Source organism: Acidovorax soli (assembly GCF_014207955.1).
GTDB lineage: Bacteria > Pseudomonadota > Gammaproteobacteria > Burkholderiales > Burkholderiaceae_C > Acidovorax > Acidovorax soli_A.
Genome location: NZ_JACHLK010000001.1, coordinates 407,409 through 424,974, shown reverse-complemented (window position 1 = coordinate 424,974; position 17,566 = coordinate 407,409). Strand labels below are relative to the sequence as shown.

Annotated in this window: 16 protein-coding genes; 15 read left to right on the top strand and 1 reads right to left on the bottom strand. The window is 70.3% G+C overall.

The window, feature by feature from the left end:
• Positions 1–171: 171 nt before the first annotated feature.
• From HNP48_RS01975 to HNP48_RS01920, 12 genes are all read left to right on the top strand, one after another.
• A complete protein-coding gene (locus HNP48_RS01975) occupies positions 172–717 on the top strand; it encodes a sigma-70 family RNA polymerase sigma factor (protein ID WP_311773791.1) in 546 nt (181 codons plus the stop codon).
• Positions 718–787: 70 nt separating this feature from the next.
• Positions 788–1,855, top strand: coding sequence for a FecR domain-containing protein (locus HNP48_RS01970; RefSeq protein ID WP_184855164.1), 1,068 nt, complete (start codon positions 788–790; stop codon positions 1,853–1,855).
• A gap of 117 nt (positions 1,856–1,972) precedes the next feature.
• Positions 1,973–4,423 (top strand): TonB-dependent receptor, encoded by a 2,451-nt coding sequence (locus tag HNP48_RS01965; RefSeq protein ID WP_184855163.1) that lies wholly within the window; start codon positions 1,973–1,975, stop codon positions 4,421–4,423.
• A 7-nt stretch (positions 4,424–4,430) separates the two neighbouring features.
• Positions 4,431–6,065, top strand: coding sequence for a PepSY domain-containing protein (locus tag HNP48_RS01960; RefSeq protein WP_184855162.1), 1,635 nt, complete (start codon positions 4,431–4,433; stop codon positions 6,063–6,065).
• 29 nt (positions 6,066–6,094) lie between these two features.
• On the top strand, positions 6,095–6,745 hold the full coding sequence (locus HNP48_RS01955) for a nickel uptake transporter family protein (protein WP_184855161.1): 651 nt from the start codon (positions 6,095–6,097) through the stop codon (positions 6,743–6,745).
• A gap of 3 nt (positions 6,746–6,748) precedes the next feature.
• On the top strand, positions 6,749–7,075 hold the full coding sequence (locus tag HNP48_RS01950; protein ID WP_184855160.1) for a DUF3649 domain-containing protein: 327 nt from the start codon (positions 6,749–6,751) through the stop codon (positions 7,073–7,075).
• Positions 7,072–7,428, top strand: coding sequence for a DUF3325 domain-containing protein (locus tag HNP48_RS01945; RefSeq protein ID WP_184855159.1), 357 nt, complete (start codon positions 7,072–7,074; stop codon positions 7,426–7,428). Before HNP48_RS01950 ends, HNP48_RS01945 begins: the two co-directional genes overlap by 4 nt.
• Positions 7,429–7,585: 157 nt before the next feature.
• Positions 7,586–8,242 carry a hypothetical protein gene (locus tag HNP48_RS01940; protein WP_184855158.1) on the top strand — a complete coding sequence of 219 codons (657 nt, stop codon included), beginning with the start codon at positions 7,586–7,588 and terminating at the stop codon, positions 8,240–8,242.
• Entirely contained in the window at positions 8,242–9,480 is a 1,239-nt protein-coding gene (locus tag HNP48_RS01935) for an efflux RND transporter periplasmic adaptor subunit (protein WP_184855157.1), read from the top strand. The genes HNP48_RS01940 and HNP48_RS01935 overlap by 1 nt, the downstream gene beginning before the upstream one ends.
• Positions 9,477–11,450 (top strand): MacB family efflux pump subunit, encoded by a 1,974-nt coding sequence (locus tag HNP48_RS01930; RefSeq protein ID WP_311773790.1) that lies wholly within the window; start codon positions 9,477–9,479, stop codon positions 11,448–11,450. Before HNP48_RS01935 ends, HNP48_RS01930 begins: the two co-directional genes overlap by 4 nt.
• Before the next feature lie 8 nt (positions 11,451–11,458).
• Positions 11,459–12,883 carry an efflux transporter outer membrane subunit gene (locus tag HNP48_RS01925; protein WP_260420049.1) on the top strand — a complete coding sequence of 475 codons (1,425 nt, stop codon included), beginning with the start codon at positions 11,459–11,461 and terminating at the stop codon, positions 12,881–12,883.
• Positions 12,880–13,356, top strand: coding sequence for a transcriptional repressor (locus tag HNP48_RS01920; RefSeq protein WP_184855155.1), 477 nt, complete (start codon positions 12,880–12,882; stop codon positions 13,354–13,356). Before HNP48_RS01925 ends, HNP48_RS01920 begins: the two co-directional genes overlap by 4 nt.
• 82 nt (positions 13,357–13,438) lie before the next feature.
• Here the strand turns inward: HNP48_RS01920 and HNP48_RS01915 are convergent, their stop codons facing one another.
• The gene (locus HNP48_RS01915) at positions 13,439–14,446 is read right to left on the bottom strand and encodes a LacI family DNA-binding transcriptional regulator (RefSeq protein WP_184855154.1); all 1,008 of its coding nucleotides are present in this window, start codon (positions 14,444–14,446) and stop codon (positions 13,439–13,441) included.
• Positions 14,447–14,744: 298 nt separating this feature from the next.
• Here HNP48_RS01915 and HNP48_RS01910 point away from each other — a divergent pair, with 298 nt between their 5' ends.
• The 3 genes from HNP48_RS01910 to HNP48_RS01900 all read left to right on the top strand — a co-directional run bounded on the left by HNP48_RS01910 (position 14,745) and on the right by HNP48_RS01900 (position 17,553).
• Entirely contained in the window at positions 14,745–15,752 is a 1,008-nt protein-coding gene (locus tag HNP48_RS01910) for a sugar ABC transporter substrate-binding protein (protein WP_184855153.1), read from the top strand.
• Positions 15,753–15,865: 113 nt separating this feature from the next.
• The gene (locus HNP48_RS01905) at positions 15,866–16,762 is read left to right on the top strand and encodes an ABC transporter permease (protein WP_260420071.1); all 897 of its coding nucleotides are present in this window, start codon (positions 15,866–15,868) and stop codon (positions 16,760–16,762) included.
• Positions 16,762–17,553: an ATP-binding cassette domain-containing protein gene (locus tag HNP48_RS01900; RefSeq protein ID WP_184855152.1), complete on the top strand. Its 792-nt coding sequence runs from the start codon at positions 16,762–16,764 to the stop codon at positions 17,551–17,553. The genes HNP48_RS01905 and HNP48_RS01900 overlap by 1 nt, the downstream gene beginning before the upstream one ends.
• The last annotated feature ends 13 nt before the right edge of the window (positions 17,554–17,566 follow it).

Genomic DNA, 17,566 nt, shown 5'->3' with positions numbered 1-17,566 from the left:
GGCGGTGGTTCGTGCGGTCCAGCCGCCACCATACGTGAAGCGCGCATGGCCTGCACGGCCGGGGGCCATGGGCGGCGCAGAAAGGCGCTCACCGGGCAGGGGCTCCCGTGCCGGCCGACGCGAGGCCATCCCCTACAATATTGAGAATAATTCGCATTTGATGTGGGGGCTGTGCCACCCACCGCTCCCGTCGACGCCGTGCTGGCCCGCTACTACCAGGAACTGCTGAACTACTTCGCCCGCACCGCGCGCGGCCGCGACAATGCGGCCGACCTGGTGCACGAAGCCTATGCGCGCGTGCTCACCCTGCAGCGCTCAGGCCAGGCGATCGCGCAGCCCCGGGCCCTGCTGTACCGCACGGTGCGCAACCTGCTGGTGGACCAGCACCGGCGCAGCAGCGTGCGCGAACCCGTGCCTGGCGGCGCCAGCGAAGAGGCGCCCTTGCCCGACGTGGCCGAACTGGCAGCGCCCGCCGCCCTGGGGCCCGAAGCGCTGGCCGCCTCGTCCCAGGGCATGGCGGCGCTGCTGGCCACCATCGACGCCTTGCCGCTGCGCTGCCGCCAGGCCTTCATCCTGCACAAGTTCGACGGCCTCTCGCATGCCGAGGTGGCCGCGCAGATGGGCATTTCGCGCAAGATGGTGGAGCAGCACATCCAGCGCGCCATGCAGGCCTGCCGGCAATGCCGACAGGCGCTGGAGGGGGAGGCTGCGCCGTGAAGCGCGCGCCACGGACACGGGGTTTTGTCCGGCCCGTGCGTCTACATCCATAAGGCCCGAACCACCTGCCATGTCCACCACCGACACGCCCACCCCGGGAGCCGTACCCGCCGATGCCGAGCGCGAAGCGCTCGGCTGGTTTGTGCGCGCCCGTGGGGGGCTCAGCGTGCAGGAGCAGGGCGAATTCGTGGCCTGGCAGGCGCAGGACCCCACCCATGCGCAGGCCTATGCGCGCTGGCAGGCCGACTGGCAGCAGCTTGATGCCTTGCCGGAGGAGGGCGTGGCGCAACTGCGCGCCCATCTGGCGCAGGACCTGGCGCGCGAGCGCGCCACCGCCCCCAGGCCGGTACGCGGCTGGCTGGCCGGGAGTTGGGCGGGCAGCGCCACCATGGTGGCCTCGGTGGCCGTGGTCGCCGCGGGCGGCCTGCTGGCCTGGCAGCACTGGCAACAGCAGCCCGTGTTCGAAAAGCACATCGCCACGCGCACCGGCGAGCAGGTGGATGTGCAACTGCCCGACGGCAGCCACCTGCGCCTGGATACCGCCACCGCCATCGATGTGGCCCTGTTCCGCCAGCGCCGCGAGGTGCGGTTGCCCGAGGGCCAGGCCGTGTTCCGTGTGCAGGGCGACGCCGCACGCCCCTTCGACGTGCTGGCCGGACCGCTGCGCATCACCGTGGTGGGCACACGCTTTTCGGTGCGCAATACCCCGGGCATCCCCGGCGAGGAGGGGGTGCGCGTGGCCGTGGAGGAAGGGCGCGTGCGCGTGGCCCGGGCCGATGGGCCAGCCCCTGGTGCGGTGGTGGAACTGAGCGCAGGCCAGCAGATCGCCAGCGATGCCACGGGCCAGCTTGGCCCGGTGGCGGCCGTGCCGGCCTCGGGCATCGCGCCCTGGCGCGAGAGCCGCGTGAGCTTCGACAACACGCCCCTGGCCCAGGCCCTGGCCGAATTCGGCCGCTACGGGCCCACGCGCCTCACGGTGCGCGACCCCGCGGTGGCCGCGCTGCGCCTGACCGGCACCTTCGACCCGCGCCGGCTCGACAACTTCGTGCGCGTGCTGCCCCGGGTGCTGCCGGTGCGCATGCAAGAGCCCGCCGAGCCGGGCGCGGCAGCCGTGACCGAAATCGTCGCGGCACCCTGATCCCACGGCGCCAGCCCCTGAAAAAATTTCGCCCCGCGACCTAGGGTCGCGGGGCGGTGGTGCGTCTACCTGAGAAAGCGTCTTATTCAAACTCCAACATCCGGGGAAACCTTGCCCATGCGCCGCCACCGATTCCGACCCGCACCGCTCGCCCTTGCCGCCGTGCTGGCCTTCTCCGTCCCCCTGGCCGTCCACGCCCAACCCGCCCCGGCGGGTCAGGCCGCCGTGCAGCTGAGCATTGCCTCGCAGCCGCTGGCCCAGGCACTCAACGACCTGGCGCGCCAGACCCGGCTGGAGCTGATCGTGCAGCCGTCCCTGGTGGCGGGCCGCACCGCGCCGGCTGTCGCAGGTTTGCTCACGCCGCGCGAGGCGCTCGACCGCCTGCTGGCCGGCAGCGGCCTGGTGGCCGTGATCGAGGGCACGGTCGTCACCGTGCAGCGCATCCCGGTGCCGGCCGCGGGCACGGCGCCCGCCGGCAGCACCACCTTGTCCGAAGTGCGCGTGACCGCCGCGGGCGAGCGCAGCGGCCTGACCGAAAACACCGGCTCCTACACCACGCGCCAGGCCGGCACGGCCACGCCGCTGGGCCTGTCGCTGCGCGAGACGCCGCAGTCCGTCAGCGTGATCACGCGCCAGCGCATGGAAGACCAGGGCCTGACCCAGCTGCCCGAGGTGGTGGCCCAGACCCCGGGGCTGGTGCTCCGGCAGGGCGGCAACCAGGGCTCGGACAGCTCGCCCATCTACTCGCGCGGCTTCACCGTCAACACCTACATGGTCGATGGCGTGCGCCAGACGGACTCGAACTACTCCAGCATCTTCCAGACCAACGACATGGCCATGTTCGACCGCGTGGAAGTGGTGCGCGGCGCCTCGGGCCTGATGAACGGCGTGGGCACGCCGGGCGCGGCCATCAACCTGATCAGGAAGCGCCCCACGGCCGACTTCCAGGGCCATGTGCGCGCCGAAGCCGGCTCGTGGAACCATGCGCGCGCCGAGGTGGACCTCTCCTCGCCACTCAATGCCTCGGGCAGCGTGCGCGGCCGCCTGGTGGCCGCGGCGCAGGACAACGACTCCTACATCGACCGCCTCAAGGAGCGCAAGAAGCTGCTCTACGGCGTGGTCGAGGCCGACCTCACGCCCGACACGCAGCTCTTTGCCGGTGCCTCGGTGCAGCACCACGACGCCACGGGCCATGCGCGCGGCGGCCTGCCGGCCTTCTATGCGGACGGCACCCGCACTGCCTGGGCCCGCTCCGCCTCGGCCGCGCCACCCTGGGCGTACTCGCAGCGCCACTACACCTCGGTGTTCGCCGCGCTGGAGCACCGCGTGAGCGACGACTGGAAGCTCAAGGCCACGGCCACGCGCACCACCAGCTTTTATGACGAACTGATCGGCTACGCCAGCGGCGGTGCGCCCGTGCGCGAGACGGGTGCGGGCGTCACGATCTGGGCCGGCCGCTGGACCGCCAAGCCGCGCCAGGACAGCCTGGACCTGCAAACCACGGGCCGCTTCGACCTGCTGGGCCGCAAGCACGACATCGCCTTCGGCGCGCAGCTCTCGCGCACCAGCTACCGCGCACCCAACTACACCAACTGGACGCATGCGGGCTGGAGCAGCGCCATCGCCAACATCTACACCTGGGACGGCACCTCGCCCGCCGAACCCAACAACCCGAGCATCGGCCGCGCCACCTCGGACGAGCGCCTGAACAGTGCCTATGCCACCCTGCGCCTGAAGCCCACCGATGCCCTGGCCCTGCTGGCCGGCGCGCGCGTGGTCGACTGGAGCCGCTACCAGACCAGCACGCGCTACTCCACGGGCGCCACCACCATCACCGACCGCGGCGAAACCGGCGAGGTGATTCCCTACCTGGGCGCCGTCTACGACATCGACCGCAACTGGTCGGCCTACGCGAGCTACACCAGCATCTTCACGCCGCAGAACCTGCGCCTGGCCAATGGCGACTACATGGACCCGCAGACCGGTGACAGCTTCGAGCTGGGCATCAAGGGCGCCTTCCTGAACGACCGGCTCAACGCCTCGGCCGCGGTCTACAAGGCGCGCCAGGACAACCTGGGCATCGCCATTCCCAATGTCTTCGCACCCGATGGCAGCCAGGCCTACCAGGCCGTCTCGGGCACCAGCACGCGCGGCTTCGAGATGGAAGTGTCGGGCGAGGTGCAGCCGGGCTGGCAGGTGTCCGCAGGCTTTTCGCGCAACATGACGCGCGACCGCCTGCGTGCCCGCCTGAACACCGACGTGCCGCAGAACACCCTCAAGCTCTTCACCAGCTACCGCATCGCCGGCATCGGCAAGGGCCTGACGGTGGGCGGCGGCGTGCGCTGGCAGAACGCCATCTACCTCGACAACCAGGGCGCCGCGCGCACGCGCTTCACCCAGCCGGCCTATGCCGTGGTGGACCTGATGGCGCGCTACGCGGTGACCGACACCGTGGCCGTGACCGCCAACATCGGCAACCTGCTCGACAAGGTGTACTACAACACCGTCGGCAACTCCTACTACGGCACTCCGCGCCATCTGCGCGTGGGGCTGGACGTGCGGTTCTGAGCGCGCCATGAAAGAGGGCTTTCGCCAGTGCATGGCCTGGCTGCACACCTGGACCGGGCTGGTCGTGGGCTGGGTGCTGTTCTTCGTGTTCGTCACGGGTACGGCCGGCTACTTCGCCTACGAGATCGACCGCTGGATGCGGCCTGAGCTGCCGCTCGCTGGTGACACCGCGCAGGTGGCGCCCGAACAGGCCGTGGCACTGGCCCAGGCCTATCTGCAAGCCAACGCGCAGGGTGCGCAGGACTGGTCGGTGCAACTGCCCGGCCAGCGTGGCAGCAACAACCTGTCGGTCTCGTGGCGCCAGCCGCCGGCAGCCGATGCCAAGCCCGGCGCGCGCGGGCGCTTCGTGCGCAAGGCGCTGGACCCGGTGACCGGCGAGGCAGCGGCCGAACCCGCCGTGCGCAAGACCGGCGGCGGCCACCTGCTGTACCGCATGCACTACATGCTGCACTACGTGCCCTACGACGTGACGATACGCCTCGTGGGCGTGTGCACCATGCTGATGTTCATGGCCATCCTCACCGGGGTGGTCACGCACAAGAAGATCTTCGTCGACTTCTTCACTTTCCGCCCGGGCAAGGGCCAGCGCTCGTGGCTCGACGCGCACAACCTCATCAGCGTGACGGCGCTGCCGTTCTTCGTGATGATCACCTACAGCGGGCTGGTGTTCTTTTTGTTCCAGTACATGCCGGCGGGGATCCAGGCCAGCCACTATGCCGGCAATACCCAGGCTTTCTATGACGACCTGCTGCAGCGTCCCGCACCGGGTGGGGCAGGGGACGGCCCGGGGGCTCCGATCACGGCCCTTGCGCCGCTGGTCGCCCAGGCCGAGGCGCAGTGGGGCGCGGGCCAGGTGGCGCGGGTCGGCGTGCAGCAGCCCCAGGCTGCCGACGCCGATGTGCTGGTGGTGCGTGTGGCGGGCGGTCGCATCGCGGGCAGCGAGCGCCTGCGCTTTGACGCGCACACCGGCGCACCGCTGGACCCGCGCGCCGACGATGGCGCCGCGCGCGAGACACAGGACGTGATGCTCGCGCTGCACGAAGGGCGCTTTGCGGGGCCGGTGCTGCGCTGGCTGTACTTCGCCAGCGGCCTGCTGGGCTGCGCCATGATCGCCACCGGCCTGGTGCTGTGGACCGCCAAGCGCCGGGCCAAACAGGACAAGCGTGCCAAGGCCGGCGAGAAGCCCGAGTTCGGCTTTCGCCTGGTGGAGTGCCTGAACATCGGCACCATCGCTGGCCTGCCCGTGGCGGTGGCCGCGTATTTCTGGGCCAACCGGCTGATTCCGGCCGACTTCGCCAGCCGGCGCGACTGGGAGGTGCACGCGATGTTCATCACCTGGGGCCTGCTGCTGCTGTACCCCGCGTTCCGCACGCCGCTGCGTGCCTGGGTCGAGTCGCTGTGGCTGGCCGCGGCCGCCTTCGCCCTGCTGCCTGTGCTCAATGCCCTGACCACCGACCGCCACCTGGGCGTGAGCCTGCCGGCCGGCGACTGGGTGCTGGCCGGGTTCGACCTGACCCTGCTGGCCCTGGGCGCCTGCTTTGCCGTGGCGGCGCACCGGGTGCGCCGCAAGGCGCGCGCCGCGGCGGCCATGCGCTCGCCTGCCGCGCAGGCGCCCCTCATGGCGGCCAACGCTGCCGGCTGAGCACCATCGATTTTTCCCAAGGAGTCTTCATGTTCAAGAAATCGCTGTTCACCCTGGCCCTGTCCACCCTCGCGCTCTCCGCCAGCGCGCACCAGCTGTGGCTGGAGCGTGATGCCACCGGCCCGGTGCGTGTCTACGTGGGCGATGCCGACAGCGCCCACGACAAGGGCGAGGAAGTGGCCAAGCTGGCCGCCACCACCCAGGTCTTCACCAGCGACCGCAAGCAGACCGCCAAGCTCACGGCCAAGGAAGAGTTCCTCGAGGCCGACGTGGCCGCTGCGGGCGATGTGCGCCTGTTCAACGACCAGGTCTGGAAGCCCTGGAAGGCCAAGGACGGCAGCTACCAGGCCGCCGTGTTCAATGCGCGCGCCGGTCGTACCGACACCAAGGCCGTGCTGGACCACGAACTGGTGCCCGTGGCCGCTGGCGGCAACAGTTTCACCCTGCTGTTCAAGGGCCAGCCCCTGGCGAACAAGGCCGTCACCGTGATCACGCCCGACAAGTGGAGCAAGGGCTTCAAGACCGACGCCGCCGGCCGCATCGACGTGCCGGTCACCGGCAAGGGCCGCTACGTGCTGGTCAGCACGCACGAGGCGCCGGCGGTGGGCGATGTGGTGATTGCCGGCCAGAAGGTCGCCAAGCTCGGCTACACCACCACGCTGACCTTCGTCGCGCAGTAAGCCATGGCTGCCATCCCGGCATCGTCCACCAAACCGTCTCCAGCGCGCTACCGCCTCATGGTGGCCAGCCGTGCCGTCGCGGGCGCCTTTGGCGGCTATGCGCTGGCCTCGCTGGTCACGGCTGTGCTGTCGCTGGCGCTGCCGCTCATCACCGGGGCGTCGCGCGCGAGCGCGCTGCTCACGGCCACCATGCTCAGCTTTGCGGTGTATGCGGTGGCGGTGATGTGGGCGTTCAGCGCACGCAGCGCCCTCTCCGCCTGGGTGGGCCTGGCCATCGCCTCGGCCGTGTTCGGCGCGGCGCTGCTGGCGCTGCAAGGGGCGCGCGCATGAGCGCCGCCATCGCTTCGGCCGTGGCGCTGGCGCTCAGCTATGCGGGCATGGCCGGGCTCAGCCTGGCCATGGACCGCCACCATGAACAGCTCACCGGGCAGGGCGAGGTGCCGCCGGCGCGGCGCCGGGCCCTGCGCGCTGCGGGCAGTGTGCTGCTGGTGCTGGCGCTGCTGGCCTGTACCCGCGCCTGGGGCGCCACCGTGGGCTTTACCGCCTGGTGGGGTTTTCTCACGGCGGGTGGCGTCCTGGTGGCCTGGCTCATGGCCTACCGGCCGCGCCAGTCGGTCGCCAGTGCCGGGGCTGCCCTGGCGCTGGGCCTTTTCGGCGGGCTCGCCCTCGCCATGGCGGGCTGAGCCCTGCCGGGGGCCGCCCCGGCATCTCTTTTCCGCACGGGGCCGAAAAAAGTGCGCTTTGCGTTGCCCTTTTTTCGATCTCGTTGGTCATAGACAGCAAGGGGCTCTCAGAAAAAGCCCGAGTGCCACTGTCTTTCTTGTCTTTCTCATCCACGCCATGTCCTCTTCGCCTGTCGCTCCCTCTCGCTCCAAAGCCCTGCGCGCTGCCGCCCTGGCCGTGCTGGCCACCACCGCCGCTGCCTTCATGGCGCCTGCCGCCCATGCAGACTACCTGTGGCTGCAGCGCGAGGGCGCGCAGGCCCGCGCCTACAGCGGCGAGCTGGCGCGCCGCAGCGCTGCGCTGCCGGCCCTGAAGGCCCCGCGGGCCACCCTGGCCGATGGCAAGGACCTGCCGTTGGCCCCGCAGGCCGGCCACATCGACATCACCGCCCCCGAGGGCCAGGACCTGCGCCTGACCACCAGCGTGGTGGGCGACAAGGGCGCGCTGACGTTCTACCAGGCACGCCACGGCCGCAATGAGACCCGCGCTGCGAACGACCTGGAGCTGGTGCCCACCACGCCTGGCGGCAACACCTTCAAGCTGGTGTGGAAGGGCCAGGCCGTGGCCGCATCGCAGGTCAATGTGGACACCAGCGCGGGCTGGCAGCGCACGCTGGCACCCGCCAAGGATGGCACGGTGAGCCTGGAGACCCCGTTTCCCGGTCTGTACGTGCTGGAGGTGACGGCCCGCGTCAACGGCGCGACCACGGTGGACGGCACGAAGTACGAGGATGTGCGCCACACGGCCACGCTGAGCTTCGAGGTGGCCCGCTGATGGCGTCCCTTCCTGCTCCTTCCGCGCGCTGGGGCCGCTGGCTCGGGGCGTTTGCCCTGGTGGCCGTGGCTGGCGCGTTGGCCGCAGCCTGGTGGGCCCGGCCCACTCCGGTGGTGTACGAGACCGCGCCCGTGGCCCTGGGCGACATCGAGGCCACGGTCAGCGCCATCGGCACGCTGCAGCCGCGCCGTTATGTGGACGTGGGGGCCCAGGTCTCGGGCCAGATCAACCGCCTGCACGTGCAACCCGGCGCCGAGGTGAAGAAGGGCCAGCTGCTTGTGGAGATCGACCCCAGCGTGCAGCAGGCCACGGTGGACGGCGGGCGCGCCGCGCTGGCCGGGCTGCGCGCCCAGCAGGCCGAGCAGCAGGCCCAGCACCGCCTGGCGCAGCAGCAGCTGGCACGCCAGCAGCAGATGGAGCGCGAGGGCGCCACGCGCCTGGAAGACCTGCAGACGGCTGAGGCCACGCTGGCCTCGACCGCCGCGCGCATCGAGCACCTCAAGGCCCAGATCGACCAGACGCAGGCCAGCCTCAAGGCCGACGAGGCGCGCCTGGGCTACACGCGCATCTACGCCCCCATGGCAGGCACCGTGGTGGCGCTGGAGGCGCGCGAGGGCCAGACCCTGAACGCCACCTACCAGACCCCGAACATCCTGCGGATCGCCGACCTCTCGGCCATGACGGTATGGACCGATGTGTCCGAGGCCGACATCCGCCGCGTGAAGGTGGGCATGCCGGTGTACTTCACCACGCTGGGCAACCAGGCCGATGCGGGTGCGCGCCGCTGGCAGAGCAGCGTGCGCCAGGTGCTGCCCGCACCGCCCACGCCCGAGGGCAAGGCCGCAGGCGGCGGCGCCAATGCGCAGGCGGCTGCCAGCAAGGCCGTGTCGTACACCGTGCTGTTCGATGTGGACAACGCCGACGGCGAGCTCATGCCGCAGATGACGGCGCAGACCAGCTTCATCACGGCGCAGGCCAAGGGCGTGATCACCGTGCCCCTCTCCGCGTTGAAGGAAGCTCCCGATGCGCCCAAGGATGCTGCCGCCAAGGCAGCGCCTGGACTGCGCCAGCACCAGGCGCGCGTGCTGCTGGCCGATGGCAGTGTGCAGTCGCGCACCGTGGAGGTGGCCGTGAAGAGCCGGCACCGCGCCGAGGTGCGCAGCGGCCTGCAGGTGGGCGAGCAACTCGTCACCGGCGAACGCGCTGTGCAGGGCGGCACCAAGAGGTTCAAGCTGTGAACGTTGTAGCCCCCGCGGCTCCCCTGATCGAACTCACAGACGTGCGCCGACGCTACGGCGGTGGCGACCAGCCCGAAGTGGAGGTGCTGCGCGGCGTGTCCCTGTCCATCCACGCGGGCGAGTTTGTGGCCATCGTCGGGGCCTCGGGCTCGGGCAAGTCCACGCTGATGAACCTGCTGGGCTGCCTGGACCGGCCCACGAGCGGGCGCTACCGCTTCAATGGCGAGGACGTGGCCGGCTTCGATGCCGACCAGCTGGCCTGGCTGCGGCGCGAGGCCTTCGGCTTCGTGTTCCAGGGCTACCACCTGATCGCGGCCGAGTCGGCGCGCGAGAACGTGGAGGTGCCCGCCATCTACGCCGGCCTGTCGCGCCAGGATCGCGCCGAGCGTGCCACGGCACTGCTGGCGCGCCTGGGCCTGGCCGACAAGCTGGAGAACCGGCCCAGCCAGCTCTCGGGCGGGCAGCAGCAGCGCGTGTCCATCGCGCGGGCACTGATGAACGGCGGGCGCATCATCCTGGCCGACGAGCCCACGGGCGCACTCGACACGAAGAGCGGCACCGAGGTCATGGCCCTGCTCAACGAGCTGGCCGATGCGGGCCACACCATCGTGCTCATCACCCATGACCGCGAGGTGGCCGCCCAGGCGCGCCGCGTGATCGAGATCCGCGACGGCCAGATCGTGGCCGACAGCGGGCGCAGGGAGGCTGGCGGGCAGGCGCAGCCGGCGGCCGTGCCATCGGTCCATGCCGCAGCCGGGGAGGGCGGTGTGCGCCGCGCCCTGTGGGCCGAACTGGCCGAGGCCGCGCGCAGCGCCTGGCGCGGCATGCGCATGAACCGGGCGCGCACGGGGCTCACCCTGCTGGGCATCGTCATCGGCGTGGCCTCGGTCATCGTGATGATGGGGGTGGGCGAGGGCGCCAAGCAGCGGGTGGTGGACCAGATGGGCGCCATGGGCACGACCATCATGTACCTGGGTGGCGCCCATGTGGGCAGCGGCGGGCCACCGGGCGAGATCACCGATGGCGACCTGGAGGCGATTGCCGCACTGCCCGAGATCGGCTATGTGATGCCCGTGATCGGCGACCCCACGCCCGTGCGCCAGGGCAATGTGGAACGCCAGGTCTATGTCTTCGCTGCCAGCGAAGACATGCCGGCCGTGCACCACTGGAAGGTGGCCCAGGGCCGCTACTACACCGAGGCCGAGGACCGCGATCTGGCCGCGCTGGTGGTGCTGGGCCACAAGGCGCACCAGCAGTTCTTTCCGGACACGCCCAACCCGCTGGGCCGCATCCTGCTGATCGGCAACGCGCCCTTCGAGGTGGTCGGCGTGATGGCCGAGCGCGGCGCCGATTCGGGTGCGCAGAACTACGACGACATGGTCTTCATCCCCTACCAGGCCGGCCGCGCACGCGTGTACCGCGTGCAGACCCAGCCCGACTACACGGTGATCTCGGCCGCGTCGGTCGAGCAGGTGCAGGCGGCCGAGAAGGCCATGCACGCCCTGCTGCTGGCGCGCCACGGGCGCGAGGACTTTCGCATCGGCAACGCCGCCGCCAAGCTGCAGGCCGAGGCGCAGACGCGCAACACCATGACCATGATGCTGGGCCTGATCGCGGCCGTCTCGCTGGTGGTGGGTGGCATCGGTGTGATGAACGTGATGCTCATGACGGTGCGCGAGCGCACGCGCGAAATCGGCATCCGCATCGCCACCGGTGCGCGCCAGCGTGACATCCTGCGCCAGTTCCTCACCGAGGCCGTGCTGGTCACCCTCGTGGGGGGGCTGGCGGGCCTGGCCATCGGGCTGGCCGTGGGGGCGGTGCTGATCGCCTCGGGTGTGCCCGTCATCTTCTCGCTCACGGCCATGGGCGGGGCGTTTGCCTGCTCGGTGGCCACGGGCCTCGTCTTCGGCTACATGCCGGCGCGCCGCGCGGCGGGGCTCGACCCCGTGGTGGCCCTGGCTTCGGAATGAATGAACCGATGTCTGCTGTTTCCTCCCATGCCCTGACCCTGCTGGCGGCCGCATTGCTGTGCGCTTGCGCCAGTACCACCCCGCCGCCCCTGGCGGCCACAGCGCCGGCCTTGCCCGCGCAGTGGTCGGCGCGGGGCGGCCCTGGCCCCTTGTCCATTGCCCCCGGCTGGTGGCGCAGCCTGGGCAGCGCCGAGCTCGATGCCCTGGTGCAGGCCGCCCAGGCGCAGAGCCTGGATGTGGCCGCTGCGGCAGCCCGCCTGCGCCAGGCCGAGGCCACGGCGCGCCAGGCCGGCGCCGCACGGCTGCCCGCCGTGAACGCCACGGCGGACGCCAGCCGCCAGGCGCGCTTTTCGGGCGGCAGCAGCACCGAGGGCACGGCGGCCAACCGTTATGCAGCGGGCCTGGCCGCGAGCTACGAACTCGACTTCTGGGGCCGCCAGCGCGCAGGGCACGACAGCGCACTCGCCAGCCTGCGGGCCAGCCGCTTTGACCGCGACACGGTGGGCCTCACGCTCACCGCGGCCGTGGCGGAGGCCTGGCTGCGCCTGGTGGGCGGGCGCGAGCGCCTGGCGATTGCCGGGCTCAACCTGCACAGCGCCGAGCGCGTGCTGGCCCTGGTCGAATCCCGCGCCCGCGCTGGTGCCGCGACCCCGCTGGAGCTGGCCCAGCAGCGCGGCCTGGTGGCTGCGCAGCGCCAGGCCATCGAAGCGCTGCGCCAGCAGGTGCAGGACCAGCACACGGCCCTGGCCGTGCTGCTGGGCCAGGCGTCGGCGCCCGCCGTGCAGGCCGACAGCCTCGTGGCGCTACAGCCGCCGGCTGTGGGCGCGGGCCTGCCCGCCGACCTGCTGGTGCGCCGGCCCGATGTGGCGCGCGCCGAGGCCCAACTGGCCGCCGCCCATGCCGACGTGCAGGCTGCGCGTGCCGCATTGCTGCCACGCATCACCCTGAGCGCCGGCCTGGGCGTGGGCGGCGATCGCCCGGGCCGCGCCTTCGACCACCCCTTGTACAGCCTGGCCGCAGGGCTCACGGCCCCGATCTTTGGTGGCGGCCGGCTGGCCGCCGGGGCCGAGATCGCCCAGGCGCGGCGCGACGAACTGCTGGCGCAGTACCAGGCCGCCATCATTGCGGCCGTGGGCGATGCCGAGCGGGCGCTGCAGGCCGTGGCCGGTACCGGCGCACAAACCGCCGCGCAGGCCCAGGTGCTGGAGCAGGCGCAACAGGCCTACGCCCTGGCGCAGGTGCGCTACCGCGCAGGCGCCGACACGCTGCTCACCCTGCTCGATGCCCAGCGCACCCTGTATGCCGGACAGGACCACGCGGCCCAGTTGCGCCAGGCGCGGCTGGTGGCGGCCGTGGCCTTGTACAAGGCGCTGGGCGGTGGCTGGGAAGCGCCCGGGCCCGCCCCGGGCCTGGCCACCATGGAGCGCCCGTGAGCGCGTGCCCCTCCCTGCTGCAGCGCCTGCGCGATGCGGGCCTGCGGCCGACCACAGCGCGCATCGGCATCCTGCAGGTCATCCAGGCCGCAGGCGCCTGCGGTGTGGCGGCCGACGAGGTGTTTCGCCAGATGCTGCTGCGCGGCACGCGCGTGAGCGTGAGCACGGTGTACCGGGCCATCCACCAGCTGGAGTTCCTGGGCGTGCTGCTGCAGGGCCGGGGCGAGCACAGCCAGCGCAGCCTCTACCGCCTGTGCCCGGTGGATGCCGCGGAGAGCGCCGTGGTGCGCATGGCCTGCCGGGGCTGCGCGCGCTCGGTGGCGCTGCCCGGCACCCCATTGCGCAGTGAGGTGGAGCGCCGTGCGGCCGAGCAGGGCGTGCATCCTGCCCTGGGGGAGCTGGTGCTCCAGGTCGATTGCCTGGCACCCCAGACCTGCGCTGCGGGGGCACCGGTCGCAGACCGGGTCCACTGAACGCAGGATGGCCAGGGACATGCGCTCTCGCTGAGAAGCAGGGCGACCCAGGCCGCAATGCTGCAACGGGGCAGGGTCGGTGTCACCGGGGTCCGGGAACGCCCGCAGAGTCGCGCATGCGCAGCGTGGGCGCGAGCCGCACGGTCTGGCGGCGCGCACCGGGGTCGGCAATGCGCCGGGCCAACAGGCGGACCGCCCGGGTGCCGAGTTCTTCCACGGGCTGCGCCATGACCGTCAGGCGTGGAGAGAAGACGTCGGCCCAGTCAAAGTCGTCAAAGCCGACGAGCGAAATATCGTTCGGGACGCCCAGCCCGGCAGCGCGCAAGGCCTGCATGGCGCCAATCGTCATCAGGTTGTTGCCGGTCATCAAGGCCGTGGGGCGCTGGTCCAGCGACAGCAGGTGGTGCACGGCTGCGCTGGCCGGCTCGGACCGTGACTCGCCGCTGCGGACCAGGGCCGGGTCGAAAGCGATGCCTGCCGCCTCCAGGGCGCGGCAGTAGCCTTCGAGCCGTTCCGTCGTCGTGGACAGCCCTGCTGCCCCCGACACCAGGGCAATGCGCCGGTGGCCCAGTCCGATGAGGTGCTCCACCAGGGTCTGGGCCGCATCGCGGCTCTCCACGCCAATCTGGTCAAACGTGGTCCCGACAAACCGGTCCACCAGGACCGTCGGCACACCCTTGTCGCGCAGGTAGTCCAGCGCGCGGTGCTGTGGCTCGGCGGAGGGGGCAATCACGATGCCATCGACACGCCTCTCGTGCAAGGCCTGCACCACTTTCAGCTCGTAGTCGGCATCCTCGTGGGTGTCGGCCAGCAGCATCATCAGGCCTCGCTTGGCGCACTCGGCCTCGATGGCACGCACCACGGCGGCGAAGTAGTGGTTCGACAGGACGGAAATGGCGACCCCGACGGTCCTGGTCGGAGCACCTGCCAGGGCCCGTGCCAGGTGGTTCGGCGAGTAGCCGACCCGCTCGATGGCGTCCAGCACGGCGCGCTCGGTATCGGGGTGGACCTTGCGCGTCTTGTTGATGACGTGCGAGACCGTCGAGGTCGATACCCCTGCGGCCGCCGCGACGGTTTCCATCGTAATCATCAGTTCTCCATTGAGCTCCAAGCCCCATGGCCTGTACTGCCACGCCGTGCCATCGGATGCACGGCGTGGTGGGCAGGCATGGGGTTTTCTTCATCGTATCGCACCCATCCCGGGAATTCCGGACGGAGGCCCGCGCGGCCCTGGCCCACCGCCGAAGACGTACCGAGGCCTATGGATTTCCCTAGGTAGCAAGCGCTTGCGCAAGCGCTTGCGTATTCCCATAATCGCACACGGCATGTGTCCAGGCAAGGGCTTGCACAAGGCCGAATTGGACCCGACCATCTTCTGGAGACATCCGATGAACTTGAAGTACGCCACCCTGATCGCAACCCTGCTGGCCGCCTCTGGCGCGGCGATGGCCGATACGCCGGTCATCGGACTGATCACCAAGACCGAGACCAACCCCTTCTTCGTGAAGATGAAGGAAGGCGCCGCCGAAGTCGCCAAAGCCAAGGGGGCCAAGCTGCTGAGCGGTGCCGGCAAGGCCGATGGCGACAATGCCGGCCAGATCACCGCGATGGAGAACATGATCGGCGCGGGTGCCAAGACCATATTGATCACGCCCAACGACTCCAAGGCCATCCTTCCCGCGATCAAGAAGGCGCGCGACAAGGGGGTGATGGTGATCGCGCTGGACAGCCCGACGGACCCCGCCGATGGCACCGACGCACTGTTTGCCACCGACAACTACAAGGCCGGTGTGCTGATTGGCCAATACGCCAAGGCGGCCCTCGCCGCCAGTGCGCCGGGCAAGCCCTTGAAGATCGCAACGCTCGATCTTCTGCCGGGCCATCCGGTGGGTGCGCAACGGCACAACGGCTTTCTTCAGGGCTTCGGCCTGGCCAGCTACGACGCGAAGAACAACGAGCTGGCCCGGCCTTCAGAGGTGGTATGCATGGCCGACAGCTTTGGAGACCGTGCCAAGGCCCAGACGGCCATGGAGAACTGCCTGCAGAAGAACCCCGACATCACCCTGGTCTACACCATCAACGAGCCGGCAGCCGCGGGCGCATTCAATGCGCTGCAGAAGGCCGGCAAGGAGAAGGGCGTGATGATCGTCTCCGTGGACGGTGGATGCGACGGCATCAGGGACGTGGCGGCCGGCAAGATCGCCGCCACCTCGCAGCAGTACCCCTTGAAAATGGCGGCCATGGGGGTGGAGGCGGGGATCGAGTACGCCAAGAGCGGCAAGAAGGTCAGCGGCTACACCGACACCGGCGTGACCTTGATCGCCGGCAAGGCCGTTGCGGGTGTCGACAGCAAGGACGTGAAGACCGGCACCGACCTGTGCTGGGGCAAGAAGTAGCCGGCCTGGGCGCAGGCCCCGGGCGCCCGCCTTCAGCCCCCATCCTGAGGATCCCCACGTTGAAAGACAAACTGCCCCCCCTCGGCCAGCTCGGGCCCTTCATCGCGCTGTTGATGGCCTGCGCCATCTTTGGCAGCACCACCGAGCGCTTCCTCAGTGGGGACAACTTCTCGCTGATCCTGCAGCAGGTCATGGTCGTCGGCGTCATCGCCATCGGCCAGACGCTGATCATCCTGACCGCCGGCATCGACCTGTCGTGCGGCATGGTCATGGCGCTGGGCAGCATCGTGATGACCAAGGTGGCCGCCGACTTCGGGCTGCCGCCGTTTCTCGCGGTGCTGGTCGGCGTGGCGGTGACCACCTTGTTCGCCCTGCTCAACGGCCTGCTCGTCACGCGCCTCAAGCTGCCACCGTTCATCGTCACGCTGGGCGTTTTCAACATCGCCTTCGCGATCACGCAGCTGTATTCGGGGGCGCAGACGGTCACCGAAGTGCCGGCGTCCATGACCTGGCTGGGCAGCACCTTCGCCATTGGTGGCACCAACATTGCCTACGGCACGGTGCTGATGGTGCTGCTGTACCTCTGCGTATGGTTCTGGCTGCGCGAAACGGCCTCGGGCCGGCATGTCTATGCAGTGGGCAACAACCCCGAGGCGACGCGGCTGGTCGGCATCCCGCCCGAGCGCGTCATCCTGGGCGTGTATGCCCTGTCCGGGGTGTTCTACGGCATCGCCTCGCTGCTGGCCGTGGCCCGCACCGGCGTGGGCGACCCGAACGCCGGGCAGACCGAGGCGCTGGATGCCATCACCGCCGTCGTGTTGGGGGGCACCAGCCTGTTCGGCGGCCGCGGCGTGGTGCTCGGCTCGCTGATCGGGGCCGTGGTCGTGGGCGTGCTGCGCAATGGCCTGACGCTGATGGGCGTGTCGTCCGTCTACCAGATGCTGATCACCGGCATCCTCGTGATCCTGGCGGTTGCGGTCGATCAACTGTCGCGCAAAGGAGGCCGCTGATGGCTGCGCAAACCCCCGTCGTCATGCGGGCCGCGGGCCTGGTCAAGCGCTATGGCCAGGTCACGGCCCTCGATGGCGCCGACTTCGAGCTGCGTGCGGGCGAAATCCTCGCCGTGATCGGCGACAACGGGGCTGGCAAGTCCTCGCTGATCAAGTGCCTGTCGGGCGCGACCATCCCTGACGCAGGGGTGATCGAACTCGACGGCAAGCCGGTGCATTTCAAAGGTCCGGTCGACGCGCGCCGCGAAGGCATCGAAACCGTGTACCAGGACCTGGCCGTCGCTCCCGCGATGACGATTGCCGAAAACCTCTTCCTGGGTCGTGAACTGCGCCGCAAGGGCTTCATGGGCAGTGTGCTGCGCATGCTCGACAAGAAGCGCATGCTGGAAGAAAGCATTGCGCGCATGAACGACCTGAAGGTCGGCATCCGCTCGATGACGCAGGCGGTCGAAACCCTGTCCGGCGGGCAGCGGCAATGCGTGGCCGTGGCGCGCGCGGCGGCCTTCGCCGAGCATGTGGTGATCCTTGACGAGCCGACGGCAGCGCTGGGTGTCAAGGAGGGCAACATGGTGCTGGAGCTGATCCGCCGCGTGCGCGACCGGGGCCTGGCCGTGGTGCTGATCTCGCACAACATGCCCCATGTGTTCGAGATCGCCGACCGCATCCACGTCGCGCGCCTGGGCAAGCGCGGTGCCGTGCTCAACCCGAAGGCGGTGACCATGAGCGACACGGTGTCGGTCATGACGGGGGCCTTGCCTGCGGAACAGATCCCGGCCGCGTGGCGGGCATGAAGACCATGAACGC